Source organism: Paenibacillus sp. CF384 (assembly GCF_900106745.1).
In the GTDB taxonomy this organism is placed as follows: domain Bacteria; phylum Bacillota; class Bacilli; order Paenibacillales; family Paenibacillaceae; genus Paenibacillus_Z.
Map to the genome: position 1 here is coordinate 264,764 of NZ_FNNV01000001.1, position 13,718 is coordinate 278,481.

Consider the following 13,718-nt stretch of genomic DNA (forward strand, 5'->3'; position numbering starts at 1 on the left):
AACAGAAAAAAACTCTGTTCAATCGCTATTTTCATTCTAAGGTCGTGGCATCCGAGCGTGAATCGCTGTTCATGTACTTAGCCCAGTTTGATTCCAATCGATGCATTGTCATCCGGTGTTCCAAGCCAGTAGCCGTAAGCGATAGCGACTTGAACAAAATGTTGCAATACTTCCGGTGAAGGAGGGCCAGGCTGAACCGTATCCGTTGGACGGCCGATTTCTACGAAGAAATCGCCCATTTTCGCAGTCGAAGCAACTACTAATTTTACCGTTTCATTCGTGGAATTTCTCCAAGCATGCTTCACGTGGCCTGGAATATCAACCGTTTGTCCGGCTTGAACGGTTTGCCAGCTGTCATTCGTAAAAGCTTCGAGTTGACCTTCGAGAACGACAAAGGTTTCGCGGTCATCATGACTATGAACAGGTACGACGACACCTGGCGGCACTTCTGCCTCCATAAGGCTATAATCGCGGTTATTCGCTAAGTCCGTCAAAAGTTTGATACGTGGTCCCATAACATCTAAAAATGTCGACATAATTGTAATTCCTCCATGTTGTGTAATGTATTTTGTGCTCCATTCATGTTCCTCATCATATCCGAAATGTGCTTTCGTATCTGTAATCTTTCTTACAAGAAACATTCAATACGTGATTCTTCCATATTCCATGGTCAAGTATCTTCAAGACGGATTGTTATTATACAAGTTAGGTTGGAGACTGGGGAATGATTGAACCGTATAATGCGAAATATAACAATGGAACGGAATGAAGGAAATCCCGATTTACATATCCTGGCGTACGGGGGATAAATATGCATGACGTGTTTCATGAGGGCGAGCGGATCGTTCAGCAATTAACAGGAGAAGGTTGGATTGCCGAGCAGAATTCAAAAATGATCGAGCAGCCAGTTTTCAAATAAACTTTCTCAAAACACATCAGTTCGCGGTTATTTCATATAAAGACCAGACAGGCAGTGTTTGGGTGACGTTCCTTTCCGGAGAAGCGGGCTTCGTACATGTGCTTGATGAGCAGAAAGCGGAGATAAGAGCCGGACTAATTGCCGGAGAGTTCATAGGATTACATGAACCGCAACAGATCGGATTCTAACTAATAATCCTGTACCTGAGAAGGAATCGTCTGCTTCTTCCTCCCAGATTAAACTGCCTACCCCAGTCAATTGAAGCAAATGACCATGATTATAATCGATAAATAAAAGACCCGTTAAAGGGTTTGACTGGATATTGCCCAACGTGTTGTACAACGAGTTGCCTTGATAATCAGGAACCAACAGCGTCTCCGCATCAAGGATACGAATAAAGCCCGGATTCCCACCGAGATGGGAGGCATCCATCTCTCCTTTATCATTCGTGGTACCTATATAGAAAGTGTCTGCTATCGAAATCCAGTTTTCCTGCTCTCGGTCCAAGCGGTTACTTCGATGTTCGGATTTCGATGCCCCCTTGGTGTTCTTCTTAGTAAGTAGTGCTTTTTGAAATTAGAGGTGTACTTCAAACTAATAACGCCACCCAACTGATGTGGGGGGATAAGGAAATGTCTCCTTATAACCCTATTGTCGCAGAAGACTGGCTAAAATCCGCGGGATTACTAAGTCAATGAGTCATGCGATTAATTTTCTTCTGCAGCATTTAGATTATGTAATCTACATTACTGTTGAAAAATGCAGTTTCCCTTATGATTACGTCATCCGGTTAAGAGCACTGGATTAAAAAATTTTGATCTCAAGGGAGCGAATATACAATGGGTAAATTCGAAGGTAAAGTAGCAGTCGTCACAGGAGGAACAAGCGGTATCGGTCTTACGACGGCACAACGCTTTGTTGAGGAAGGTGCGCATGTATTCATTACTGGCCGTCGTCAAAGCGAATTGGATGCAGCAGTGAAGCTGATTGGGAAGAACGTAACCGGCATTCAAGGCGACATCTCTAAACTGAGCGATCTGGACAAGCTTTATGATGCCGTGAAGCAGGAGAAAGGACACCTGGATATCCTGTTCGCAAACGCGGGGATCGGCAGCATTCTGCCACTAGGCCAAATTACGGAAGAACAATTCGACCTGACCTTCGATGTTAATGTTAAAGGAACCTTGTTCACCATCCAAAAAGCACTGCCGCTGTTTCCAAACGGTAAAGGCTCGATTATCTTGACGGGTTCTACGGCAGGCACGGTCGGGGATGCAGGATTTAGCGTCTACGGCGGTACAAAGGCAGCTCTCCGCCAGATGTCGAAGAACTGGATCATGGACTTGAAAGGCACCGATATCCGGTTAAATGTACTTAGTCCTGGTATGGTCTATACGCCTGCGTATGACGATTTGTTTGGCGAAGCGCTGGATCTAGTCCTTGAATCTGCTAAGGTTAACGTTCCGCTGGGCCGTACCGGCAAGACGGACGAGATCGCAAACGCCGTTATGTTCCTGGCGTCCGAGGAAAGCAGCTATGTAAATGGCATCGAACTTTTCGTGGACGGCGGCATGGCTCAAATCTAATGCAATCATTGAAGTCGGTCTTCCGAACATCATGATCATACATCAAATCAGGCAGAGAAATTTATTTCTCTGCCTGATTTTCATTATAGGGATGTTAGAACCGCTCCCTAAATTTGAAAATAGGAATAAGGAGTCGATTTCAATTGATACATGTGTATCCGGCAGAGTCTAGAAACTCATTTGACTTTGGTTGGCTAAGAGCACATCATAGTTTTCCGTTTGGAAATCAAAGCGATGAAGTGAATACTTCTTTTGGACCGATGCGAGTCTTGAATGATGACACCATTTCACCTCAGCGTGGGTTTGGGCCACATTCTCATAGCGACATGGAAATACTATCAATAGTTCTTAATGGGCAACTACGGCATGAGGACAACCTCGGAAATGTGATGCATACGAGATACGGAAGTGTACAACGCATGTCGGCCGGCACTGGGGTAGTGCATATGGAACATAATCCATCTAAAACCGACGATGTAAACTTCCTTCAATTATGGTTCGAGCCTGAACGAAGAGGTCTAACTCCGTCCTATGAGGCGACAAGCTTTGAAGTTGACGCGCTCTCAAGGTGTTTGCTGCCGATCGCATCCAGCCATGCAATGGAAAACAAAGTCGCTAAATTACACCAGGATATGACGGTTTATTTAAGTAAGCTGAAACAAGGCTCGACCATTACGTTCGAACAAAAACAAGGAAGAAGAGTATTTTTGTTCGTAATCGAGGGATGCCTAAGCTTATCTAATGAGATAGGAGAAGGGGCGGCATTATACAAACGGGATTCCGCACGCATTGTGAATGAAACGAACTTGACACTTGAAGGTGTACACGAACAGACTGAAACCTTTTTTATGTTAATCGACTTGCCTTGAAGAGTTGATCAATTTAGTTGTATTGCTTCAAGAAAAATGCTCGCCTACAGTAATCTCAGTTCCCCACTCAGCAGTCGGTGTGTAGAAACTAAGCTCTCTTCCCATTAAAAACTCTGCTGCCTTAGTATATGGACCTTGACGATAAGCTTTCGATTCCTCTTCCGCAAGCCATTTTTCTTTAGAACAGTTCCATATTTCATAGAATACAATTTCATCCGGATTGTCGACATTCTCATGAACAATTCCATTTACAAATGTTGGTTCTTTTGACATGGTGTCAAACAATGGCTTTAGATTCTCGAAAAAAGCTTGTTTGTCGGAGTTAGGCTTTAATTGAAAGCGCGCAATTATTACGCTCTGTTCTTTTGAATTCATTATCATTACTCCTTTTAAGTTCAATTTATTTTATGTTTCCCGGGAACACCTTAAATTACCCTCCAGTTCATTAGAATTATTCAATACCGCCGTTTGTATAAATTCAAAAAGATTTGTGAAATGTATGAATTGCATTGCAAGCTGATTATCAACATTTTAGGAGGAGAACTGATGAAGGTATTTTCATTAATTCAAGAAAACTTCCAAGCACAAATAGATCATGGCCTTACACTAGTGTGCTTTATTAAATCCGAATGTGAAACTTGTCAAAACCAGCTTTATTTACTTGAAGAGCTAGCCGATGAAGTAAGGCATCAAGCAACACTTGTTCAAGTTGATAGTGAACAAGAAGGAGTACTTGCCTCGACATACAGCGTGACGAACACACCGACATTAATGTTATTTAAGGATGGTTATCAAGTAGAGACACTAATCGGCTTTCAAACGAAAGACAATCTGAAGCAGACGATTCTCCGTTATTCAGGCATTGGAGACACCTGTTAATCTTATATCGCTCACACTTTTCCGCAGAACCTGTTCAATCTAATTGAACAGGTTTTTTGTGTTTTCTTACATTCGTCCATAGCGAATCATATTCCATATTAAGGACATACTGGGGGGATAAGAAGGGGGGAATTTAAATGGAATCATTGCATTCGTCAAGCTGCATAAATTTGCAAGAGCTGAAGCGCCATTATACCGGAAACGATTTGTTTATGATCCAACATATAGGAATATCAGATGCCACAGACGAAGCCGTGGTCCTCTATTTGAATTCGCTCGTGGATGAAAAACGATTAAACCAATTCATCATTCGAAAAATGAATAAGGATTTACAGGAAAACAGTGGGCCCGCTGGAGATGTCTTATTGGAATCGCTGCATACACTTGGTGACGTCACCATCCTCGCGGAAATCCAAGAAATCATAAACCATCTCGCAGATGCTAATTTTGTATTGCTCATAAACGGACATGCCCAGGCTTACGCCATGAAATTGCCAGGCTTCGAAACGCGGGCAATAGACGAACCGCAGGTTGAACTTAACATTCGCGGCCCGCGCGAAGCTTTTACGGAGGACTTGCAAACAAACTTAGGTATGGTGCTGCGGCGGATAAAGTCGCCGCAATTGAAAGCGACATCGTATGTAATCGGGAAAGACAGCCAAACGAAAGTGATGCTTCTTTATCTGGATGACAGAACCGATCCCAAGGTGTTGAACGAGCTTAGACAACGTATGGATTCTATTCAATTAGACGTGCTATCGGACAGCATGCAGATCGAAGAATGGATTCAAGACAGCACGTTTTCGCCATTCCCGCAATTACTGAATACGGAAAGACCTGATCGGGTCGTTACGGCAATGAATAGGGGCAAGATGGTTATTATGACGGATGGTACGCCTAATGCCCTTATAACCCCGAGCACGTTTTTTGAAATGCTTCATCCCAGCGAAGACCAGTATGAACGGTTTTACTTTGCTAATTTTTTGCGTATTATACGATTCATTACTTTAATTGTTTCATTAGTCGGTCCTTCATTTTATATTGCATTGACTACGTTCCATCTCGAAATGATTCCCACGCCGTTGTTAATGACGTTTCTATCTGCAAAGGCAGGAATTCCATTTCCTACATTCATTGAAGCGTTGATCATGGAGGTCGCTTTCGAAGTGCTGCGGGAAGCGAGTATGCGTCTGCCTCGCATTATGGGGCAATCCGTCAGTATCGTAGGAGCGTTAATCATCGGGGAAGCAGCCGTTCAATCCGGGATCGTTTCTCGTCCTATGGTAATTGTCGTTGCCATGACGGGAATTGCATCTTTTACAATCCCTTACTACAGCACGGCTATCGCACTTCGATTGTTGCGTTTCCCTTTAATGTTCTTGACGGCACTTACTGGGATGTTCGGATTGTCCATAGGTATGTTTATTGTCATTTTCCACGTTTGCTCTTTACGGTTTTGCGGCGTTCTATATCTGGATCCGATCGGGTCAGAAGGTTATAAGAATTCAATAATGAAAATCTTCTTGCCCCCAGTCAGATACAGAGCAAGATTGAAAAGGAGTGAATTACATGCACCCGTTAGACAATCTCATTATTATCAAGGCAAGGAATGGGATTAGTCTTAGAAACATAGCTCGTCTTCTTATAGTGTGCTTTTGTCTGGTTACACTCGCAGGATGTTCACCGGACGTAAACGAAATCAGCGATATTGCTTTGGTAACAGCAACCGCAATCGACTACAATGCCGATACGAAAAAATTTGCGTTCAGCGCCTTTTGCGTGATGCCCTCGAATACGAGTCAAGAAAAGAGTTCGAACCTTACGCAGTGGGTTTCAAGCGCTACTGGCGCAACACCGCTTGATGCTGCAAGAAAAATGCGATCACGCGTGGGGAAGAAATTGATTTTCCAGCATAACAAATTTTTCATCATCAGCGAGAGCGCGGCAAGATATGCTCTATTCGAGGTGGTGGACTACTTATCGAGAAAGAGAGAATTTCGGATTACTGCATATCCCATTATCGTGCATGGGAAGGCTTCAGATAAACTCAAGCTCGGTACGGAGTCCGGTGATATGTTACCTAACGACTTACTAGGCCAAGTCCGCAATAACAAGCTGTCCGGTCAAGAAGTAGCGTTAACCATTAAAGACTTTGTGGATTTATTCGAGAATCCTAATCGGGGGTTTGTGTCAGGCCGAATAAAGATAAAATCATCGGAGACAAGTAAAAAAGAGTTTCTCTTTGTAACCGGAGGGGCCGTTATCTACAAACAGAAATTTGCAGGATGGGCGGAGGGCAATGATGTATTGATTCTTAACTCCTTGTCTAAGAGGAAAGTATGGAAGAACATTGAGTTCAATGATGTCGTTCACTCGAAGAACGGTACGGTATTTTCAGCATTATTCCATGAGAAGGATTTGGAAATTCATGGTGATATCCAGAATGGAAAACCCCAAATGAGTGTGTATCTGAAATACACGGCTTCCGTGGAGGATATCAATGATGATTCAGATGTCGGTGATTCGAACGTAATTTCACAAATGGAACAAGCGGCCTCCGGTCATTTGGAGAAAAAAATAAAGAAGAGTTTGGCATTTTTTCAGAAAAAAATGAAAATAGATGTTTTTGGATTCTCCGATTATTACAGTCAGTATCATCCGAAAGCATGGAAAACCATTCAAAAGGATTGGGAGACTCTTTACCCTCTGATTCCGATCCAAGTTCATGTCACCGTTCTGTTTGAAAAATCCGGCATGACTACGTCCATAAAGGAGGAGTCGTAACTGTTTAATCTAGCTATTTTTCTCTGCTCCTTATGTTATGGCATTATATATTTTGTTCTGTTGCGCAAACGAGGAAAGATAACCGATGCTATAACGATGCTTCTTCTTTGCGTATTCATTGCAGGTTATAACGCTCCACTCATCGGGAAATCGTGGCCAACGGTCGAGAAGCTATACACCGGCTTATATACGCCGCTTTCCCGGTACATCTTCAGTCATCTATTGAGAATCGAGTAAGTGAAAAGGCGGGTCAAATGATCGTGAAGGAGAAAATAACTCATCTTCAGTTAGGCTGCTTATTATTCGGATTTATCGCCGGTTTCGAAAGCATGTTCTTAACCGAAACCAAGCTGATGAGACAGGATGTATGGATCGCCAACCTTTTCAATACTGCAGCCGGGATTGCATTGCTCTGGATTATTTCGTTCGTCCAACGTCAGTACCCGGACCTTAATTTGACGGAGATTTGCGACAAGCTGCTTGGGAAATGGATTAGCAAAGCGCTGCTCTGTGTGTATCTGCTCAATAACATGGAAACGTTATCGGGAGGTTTCAGGGCGGTATCCATGTTTTATACGACCGTCATTTTGCCAAATACGAGCTCTGATTATCTCATATTGATGTACGCGGCTTGTTCAACCTATGCCGTGTACATCGGCCTCGGTACTTTAGCGCGTACAAACTTGGTCATCTTGCCGTTCTTTTTACTCGGTTTTCTTGCCACGTGCTTGTTTACCATTCCGGAAATCCAAACCAATCCTTTTCTACCTCAACTCAAGAGTGCTTTGCCGAATCGGGTGCTCGGTAGTGCTCATTTGTTCACGTTTACCTTCTCGCAAGTGATTACATTCGGATTTCTTATGTCGCGCGTGGAGAATCTGAAGAAAATTTTCCCTTCCTGCGCAATCGCCATATTGATGACAAGTATTTATTTGATTATGATTTCCTATTTAACGTTAAGCTCTCTGGGATTTAACTATGTGCAGACTTCGACGTATCCGTTCTTCTCGACGATTCAAATCGTAAAGTTCGGAGAGTATCTAGAACGGATTGAAGTGCTCCTGGTGGGTTTATGGACGGTTCTTACCTTGGGCTATATGGTGATCATGCAATATGTGTTCACGCTTGTGGCGGGCCATGTTTTCGGCATTTCCAAGATGAAGCCGTTTGTGGTGGCAATCGGGCTCCTATGCTTCGTACATGCTTCAAAAAGCTATATTCGCACGGCAGATCATTTTTCTTACGGCATCAAGATTTATCCGCTTTCCTCAATACTGCCCTGCATTGTCTTTCCGGTCTTGTTACTGGTTATGACATTGATAAAGAGGAAACGAGAAGCGAAGTCCCTATGAAAAGTCTCCTTGGAAGGATGACGAATAAAAAGCCCCAACATCATCGTCAGGACTTGCAAAATTGAACTAACTTTAGAAGCTGCGGCGACCACTAGCAGTCGATGTTTCACCACCAGCAAGCCACTTTCTTATCCACGACCAAAGGAATGCCTCCGCCTAATATGACAAGTTTACCATGGTTCGTAGTATTAATGCCGAATGACGGAGAGCCAGGTTGAGCCGCTTGGGCTAGATTGGCTGTCGGCATCTGCATGGCTACGCTAGTCCAAGCTTTATTCTGCGAAATTTCAATTCCTGCAATTCTGGCACCATCCATACGATGGAAAGCGATTAGATTCGCGCCTTCATCGACGATTGCAATATCGTCCGACAAGTTCAATTGACGTGCTTTCTGTTCCGCGACAGCAATCAGATACTTGCAATCTCTAAGCTTAAGTTAAACATCAAATTCACTCCTCAAGTTCTGGTGACTCCAGTATTGTATGGTCATTTCCCCAGTACGGTGAGGCTACAGTCTAAACAATTTATGCGAGTAATGTAATGTACCTTACTGCTAACCATTTCGTGTTTGTATTAAACTAAGCTGGAGCTCAGAGTTATGTATTAGGTTTGTTGAACGTTCGGCATTTCGCTGGATGCTCCGCTAGTAGAGTGGGCACAATATCAATGGCTGTCACCTCGGGAATTTTTCTTAACAGCATGAATAACAAAGTCCGTGGAGGTAATGAACAATGGATCTTAATCTAAAAGATAAAGTAGCTGTGGTTACAGGAGCGAGTAAAGGTATTGGACTTGCGATTGCGGAACAATTTCTTAATGAAGGTGCTAAGGTCGTCGCCGTGAGTCGTTCTCTTAGCGCAGAATTGAAGCAGTTAATGGCGACTAACAAGGTGATTCATGTTCCCATGGATGTTGCAGCTGCCAAAGATGTGAAAGAAATATCGTCGAAATTAATCGAGCCGTTCGGCCGAATTGATATTCTAGTTAACAACGCTGGTGCGATTGATACACGTAAAGGTATTGGGTTTATGAATACGACGAATGAAGACTGGGAAGAGCTGTATAATCTTAATTTTTTCAGTGTCGTTCGTTTTACGCAAGCCGTTGTTCCGCACTTGTTAAAACAAAAACATACTTCGATCGTTAACATTTCTTCCGTAAATGCCTATCTTCCGGAAGTAACGTACCCTATTTATGGGACAACCAAGGCTGCTATGAACAATTTGACCAAGCTGTTAGCTGCAGAACTTGGTTCTCAGCAAATTCGCGTCAACAGCATTTCACCTGGACCGGTCAAGACGGATATGTGGACAGAAGAAAACGGATTGGCAGATGAATTTGCCAAAAAATTCGGAACGACACCGGAGAATGCCATGGAAAAATTCTCTGAGATGGCTGGAATTTTATTAAGACGATTATCGGAATCGAAAGATATTGCTGAGCTTACTGTATTTCTAGCTTCTGAACGAGCGAATATGATTACAGCCTGCGATTATGCGATTGACGGCGGAGTATTGAAAAAAGGATAACTTTATAACGAAAAGGAGATTGAAAAATATGGGTATGTTTGATGGTAAAGTAGCAGTTGTAACTGGTGGTACTAGCGGTATTGGTCTCGGCGCAGCGCAAATGTATGTCAATGAAGGTGCGTATGTATATATTACTGGACGAAGACAGGCAGAGCTCGAAGAAGCTTTGAAACTACTCGGACCAAATGCAAAAGGTGTACAAGGTGACGTCTCAAAGTTGGAAGACATCGATAATTTATTCGATACTGTTAAACGCGAGAAAGGCCATGTAGACTTTCTATTCGCGAACGCAGGCTTGGGCTCGCTCGTTCCACTTCAAGAAATTACAGAGGAACACTATTACAAGACGTTTGATGTCAATGTAAAAGGAACCATTTTCACGGTGAAAAAAGCGTTACCGCTATTCCCGAACGAAGCAGGTTCGATTATTGTTGTCGGATCCTTGGCAGCTGCCCATGGCGACCCAGCATTTAGTGTATACGGAGGTACGAAAGCAGCCATCAGACAAATGGTTCGCAGCTGGATCTTGGATTTGAAGGGCACACAAATTCGAGTAAATGTCATTCACCCAGGATTCATTAATACGCCTGCGTATGAACATTTATTCGGTAAAGAAGCATTACCAGCTATTCTGGAAGGGATGGCAGAGAAAACCCCACTCGGTAGAGTCGGTACTGCAGAAGATATCGCGAAAGTCGTTAAGTTCCTCTCTTCGGACGATAGCGCATATGTGAATGGAATCGAATTGTACGTAGATGGCGGAGCAGGTCAGTATTGATGAATATTCGATAGCATGCCAAAAAACCATCGCCATATGCTGCGATGGTTTTTTTTTGTGAATCTGAAACGTTCTAATGTAATGTAACTTACAGCAAACCATGCGGTCTTTATACTAAACTAAACGCATACGGCGATTTAGTCCCAACGTCAGGTATGGTACAAGGGAAATGCAATTAAAATAAAAGGATATCTGAGTAACATGGGGATTTTTGATGGAAAAGTAGCTGTTGTAACTGGAGGAACTAGTGGAATCGGTCATAGTTCAGCACAGATGTACGTTAAGGAAGGAGCTCATGTCTTTATAACAGGACGGAGACAGGCAGAACTCGATGAGGCACTGAAACTGCTTGGGAAAAATGCAACGGGCGTTCAAGGTGATATTTCCAAGTCCGAAGATATCGACAAACTGTTTGATATCGTTGAGCGCGAGAAAGGAAAGTTGGATTTTCTCCTAGCAAATGCAGGTATAGGCTCACTCGTTCCGCTTCTAGAAATTACAGAGGAACATTACTATAAAACTTTTGATGTTAATGTAAAGGGCACCCTTTTCACAGTTAAAAAGGCATTGTCTCTATTCCCAAATCAAACGGGGTCCATTATGATTGTAGGATCTTTGGCATCATCCCCAGCATTTAGTGTGTATGGGGGAACGAAAGAAGCTATCAGGCAAATGGTTCGTAGCTGGATTCAAGAATTAAGAGGCACACAAATTCGAGTAAATGTCATTCAACCAGGATTTATTAATACGCCAGCCTATGAACAACTGTTCGGAAAAGAAGTATTGCCATTCATTCTAGAAGGTATGGCAGAAAAGACACCACTTGGCAGAGTAGGAACACCGGAAGATATTGCGAAAGCTGTTAAATTCCTTTCCTCCGATGACAGTGCATATGTTAACGGAATCGATTTGACTGTGGACGGCGGATCTAATCAATATTAAATACAAAAAGCAAAGAGGAAGATCCACGGGATCTTGCTCTTTGTTTTAAATAATAAACATCACGTTTTCATCTTTTAATTTTTCACTATAGACACCGTCTATAGCAACTATATAATATATCAATTTGGTATATGGACCTGTTTATATTAATATGTAGTTATTAAAAACAATATCGGTTAAAGGAGAGAATACGGATGGAAGAACATTACTACAGAAACGCTCATATTTTTTGGGATGAAGTCATTGAATCGGTTGTGATTCGATGGAATTCCTTCGCCACGGGGGACAATTTCAGAGAGCCATTAGATAAATTGATTGAAATAGCCGTGATCAAGAAGGCTAAGAAAGCTTTATTTGATAACAGTCATATTCTTGTCATGAAAGACGATATGAAATGGTTGTCTGATGAGTGGTTGCCTAGACTAAAGAATGCTGGGATTCAATACACAGCTATTGTTAATCCAACTCATTTAGATCGTAACTACGTCTTGAATAAAGAAGATGATGAGGAAAACATGAAACACCATGAATTTGAAGGTGTACAAAAAGCAATTGTATGGTTATCAGAAATAGCTGCATGAGGTCTTTAGAAGGGGCTAGAAGAATTAATAACAATCATCGGAGGAGATAATAAATGAGCAAGTTACAAATCGGTGTGGCTGGATTAGCCGTCATGGGCAAAAACCTAGCCTTAAATATAGAAAGCAAGGGCTTTACAGTTGCCGTGTACAACCGTTCTCCAGAAAAAACAAAAGAACTTCTGGCAGAAGCACAAGGCAAAAACTTTGTAGGAACATACAGCATCCAAGAATTCGTGCAGTCTTTGGAGGTACCTCGGAAAATACTGATTATGGTTAAAGCGGGGACACCAACTGATGATACCATTAATCAGTTAGTCCCACATCTCAGTCCCGGAGATATCATTATCGATGGAGGTAATGCTTATTTTCCGGATACGGAGCGCAGAAACCGAGAATTGGAGTCTAAAGGAATCCGATTCATTGGGGCAGGGGTTTCTGGTGGCGAAGAAGGAGCGCTTAAAGGACCGTCGATCATGCCGGGCGGCCAGCGTGAAGCATATGATCTTGTAGAACCGATTCTGACGGCCATTTCCGCCAAAGTAAACGGCGATGCTTGCTCGACTTATATCGGAGAGGGTGGTGCCGGCCATTATGTGAAAATGGTCCATAACGGCATTGAGTATGGAGACATGCAACTAATTGGCGAAGCTTACCATCTGATGAGAGACGTGCTTCATGTGCAAGCGGAGGAATTATATAACATTTTCACGGAATGGAACAATGGGGAGCTGGACAGTTATTTAATCGAGATTACGGCGGATATTTTCTCTAAGAGAGATGCTGCGACCGGCAAACCGATGGTGGACGTGATTCTGGATTCTGCTGGGCAAAAAGGAACCGGAAAATGGACTAGCCAAAGCGCACTGGATCTCGGCGTTCCACTCTCCATCATAACCGAATCCGTCTTTGCCAGATTCATTTCTGCAATGAAAGAAGAACGCTTAACTGCAAGTAAAAAACTGAGCGGTCCCGCATCGCCGAAATTCGAAGGAGATGCTGCCGAATTTATTGAAGCGGTAAGACAAGCTCTATATGCAAGTAAAATCGCTTCTTATGCGCAGGGATTTGCTCAGATGAAGGTGGCCTCGGAGCATTACGGTTGGGATTTGAATTACGGCAATATTTCCATGATTTTCCGGGGAGGTTGCATTATTCGAGCCCGTTTCCTGCAAAACATCAAAGATGCATACGATAGAGATCCAGCATTGAACAACTTGTTCCTAGATGAATATTTCGCCGGGGTCATCAAAAAATACCAGGAATCCTGGCGCAAAGTTGTTGCGATCGCTGTAACCAGAGGGATTCCAGTTCCGGCATTCTCTTCAGCGCTTGCTTACTATGACAGTTATCGGTCGGCTAATCTTCCGGCCAATCTGCTTCAGGCACAGCGGGATTATTTCGGAGCCCATACGTTTGAACGGGTGGACCAAGCTGGAAGCTTCCATTTCCAATGGTTGAACAACAACGACTAAACGATTGATTATAAATTTCTAGTATTT

General features: G+C 43.0%; 14 protein-coding genes and 1 pseudogene. 11 read left to right on the forward strand and 4 right to left on the reverse strand.

Annotated elements, in window-relative coordinates; all coding sequences use genetic code 11:
- Positions 1-77: 77 nt before the first annotated feature.
- Both BLW29_RS01235 and BLW29_RS01240 read right to left on the reverse strand, forming a co-directional pair.
- Positions 78-536, reverse strand: coding sequence for a cupin domain-containing protein (locus BLW29_RS01235; RefSeq protein ID WP_177186428.1), 459 nt, complete (start codon positions 534-536; stop codon positions 78-80).
- 533 nt (positions 537-1,069) lie between these two features.
- Positions 1,070-1,426 (reverse strand): pyridoxamine 5'-phosphate oxidase family protein, encoded by a 357-nt coding sequence (locus BLW29_RS01240; protein ID WP_090975518.1) that lies wholly within the window; start codon positions 1,424-1,426, stop codon positions 1,070-1,072.
- Positions 1,427-1,758: 332 nt separating this feature from the next.
- Between BLW29_RS01240 and BLW29_RS01245 the strand changes: the two genes are divergently transcribed.
- Together BLW29_RS01245 and BLW29_RS01250 are read left to right on the forward strand one after the other, a co-directional pair.
- Positions 1,759-2,505, forward strand: a complete 747-nt coding sequence (locus BLW29_RS01245; RefSeq protein ID WP_090975519.1) for an SDR family NAD(P)-dependent oxidoreductase — start codon at positions 1,759-1,761, stop codon at positions 2,503-2,505.
- A gap of 143 nt (positions 2,506-2,648) precedes the next feature.
- Positions 2,649-3,374, forward strand: a complete 726-nt coding sequence (locus BLW29_RS01250; protein ID WP_090975520.1) for a pirin family protein — start codon at positions 2,649-2,651, stop codon at positions 3,372-3,374.
- Between the two features lie 27 nt (positions 3,375-3,401).
- Here BLW29_RS01250 and BLW29_RS01255 read toward each other — a convergent pair whose 3' ends face one another.
- A complete protein-coding gene (locus tag BLW29_RS01255) occupies positions 3,402-3,749 on the reverse strand; it encodes a putative quinol monooxygenase (RefSeq protein ID WP_177186429.1) in 348 nt (115 codons plus the stop codon).
- A 171-nt stretch (positions 3,750-3,920) separates the two neighbouring features.
- On the opposite strand from BLW29_RS01255, the gene BLW29_RS01260 reads away from it, so the two are divergent.
- The 4 genes from BLW29_RS01260 to BLW29_RS01275 all read left to right on the forward strand — a co-directional run bounded on the left by BLW29_RS01260 (position 3,921) and on the right by BLW29_RS01275 (position 8,389).
- Entirely contained in the window at positions 3,921-4,253 is a 333-nt protein-coding gene (locus BLW29_RS01260; protein ID WP_177186430.1) for a thioredoxin family protein, read from the forward strand.
- Positions 4,254-4,423: 170 nt separating this feature from the next.
- Positions 4,424-5,872, forward strand: a complete 1,449-nt coding sequence (locus tag BLW29_RS01265; protein WP_177186431.1) for a spore germination protein — start codon at positions 4,424-4,426, stop codon at positions 5,870-5,872.
- Entirely contained in the window at positions 5,823-7,037 is a 1,215-nt protein-coding gene (locus BLW29_RS01270; RefSeq protein ID WP_090975524.1) for a Ger(x)C family spore germination protein, read from the forward strand. The genes BLW29_RS01265 and BLW29_RS01270 overlap by 50 nt, the downstream gene beginning before the upstream one ends.
- 260 nt (positions 7,038-7,297) lie before the next feature.
- A complete protein-coding gene (locus BLW29_RS01275) occupies positions 7,298-8,389 on the forward strand; it encodes a GerAB/ArcD/ProY family transporter (protein ID WP_177186432.1) in 1,092 nt (363 codons plus the stop codon).
- A gap of 106 nt (positions 8,390-8,495) precedes the next feature.
- On the opposite strand, the pseudogene BLW29_RS01280 reads toward BLW29_RS01275, so the two are convergent.
- Positions 8,496-8,813 (reverse strand): annotated as a pseudogene (locus BLW29_RS01280) (heme-binding protein); the annotation flags it as partial.
- 307 nt (positions 8,814-9,120) lie between these two features.
- Between BLW29_RS01280 and BLW29_RS01285 the strand changes: the two are divergent.
- From BLW29_RS01285 to gndA, 5 genes are all read left to right on the forward strand, one after another.
- Positions 9,121-9,918, forward strand: a complete 798-nt coding sequence (locus tag BLW29_RS01285) for an SDR family NAD(P)-dependent oxidoreductase (protein ID WP_090975527.1) — start codon at positions 9,121-9,123, stop codon at positions 9,916-9,918.
- A 28-nt stretch (positions 9,919-9,946) separates the two neighbouring features.
- Positions 9,947-10,696 (forward strand): SDR family NAD(P)-dependent oxidoreductase, encoded by a 750-nt coding sequence (locus tag BLW29_RS01290; RefSeq protein ID WP_090975528.1) that lies wholly within the window; start codon positions 9,947-9,949, stop codon positions 10,694-10,696.
- Positions 10,697-10,897: 201 nt separating this feature from the next.
- Positions 10,898-11,638: an SDR family NAD(P)-dependent oxidoreductase gene (locus tag BLW29_RS01295; RefSeq protein ID WP_090975529.1), complete on the forward strand. Its 741-nt coding sequence runs from the start codon at positions 10,898-10,900 to the stop codon at positions 11,636-11,638.
- A 194-nt stretch (positions 11,639-11,832) separates the two neighbouring features.
- Positions 11,833-12,219 (forward strand): hypothetical protein, encoded by a 387-nt coding sequence (locus tag BLW29_RS01300; protein WP_090975530.1) that lies wholly within the window; start codon positions 11,833-11,835, stop codon positions 12,217-12,219.
- 53 nt (positions 12,220-12,272) lie between these two features.
- Positions 12,273-13,691: an NADP-dependent phosphogluconate dehydrogenase gene (gene gndA / locus BLW29_RS01305; protein ID WP_090975531.1), complete on the forward strand. Its 1,419-nt coding sequence runs from the start codon at positions 12,273-12,275 to the stop codon at positions 13,689-13,691.
- Positions 13,692-13,718 lie beyond the last annotated feature (27 nt).

Excerpts from the sequence above, each read along its gene's own strand:
- BLW29_RS01285 (WP_090975527.1), top strand. The coding sequence starts at position 9,121 with ATGGATCTTAATCTAAAAGATAAAGTAGCTGTGGTTACAGGAGCGAGT.
- BLW29_RS01255 (WP_177186429.1), bottom strand. The coding sequence starts at position 3,749 with ATGAATTCAAAAGAACAGAGCGTAATAATTGCGCGCTTTCAATTAAAG.
- BLW29_RS01295 (WP_090975529.1), top strand. The coding sequence starts at position 10,898 with ATGGGGATTTTTGATGGAAAAGTAGCTGTTGTAACTGGAGGAACTAGT.
- BLW29_RS01235 (WP_177186428.1), bottom strand. The coding sequence starts at position 536 with ATGTCGACATTTTTAGATGTTATGGGACCACGTATCAAACTTTTGACG.
- BLW29_RS01290 (WP_090975528.1), top strand. The coding sequence starts at position 9,947 with ATGGGTATGTTTGATGGTAAAGTAGCAGTTGTAACTGGTGGTACTAGC.
- BLW29_RS01300 (WP_090975530.1), top strand. The coding sequence starts at position 11,833 with ATGGAAGAACATTACTACAGAAACGCTCATATTTTTTGGGATGAAGTC.
- BLW29_RS01245 (WP_090975519.1), top strand. The coding sequence starts at position 1,759 with ATGGGTAAATTCGAAGGTAAAGTAGCAGTCGTCACAGGAGGAACAAGC.
- gndA (WP_090975531.1), top strand. The coding sequence starts at position 12,273 with ATGAGCAAGTTACAAATCGGTGTGGCTGGATTAGCCGTCATGGGCAAA.
- BLW29_RS01270 (WP_090975524.1), top strand. The coding sequence starts at position 5,823 with ATGCACCCGTTAGACAATCTCATTATTATCAAGGCAAGGAATGGGATT.
- BLW29_RS01260 (WP_177186430.1), top strand. The coding sequence starts at position 3,921 with ATGAAGGTATTTTCATTAATTCAAGAAAACTTCCAAGCACAAATAGAT.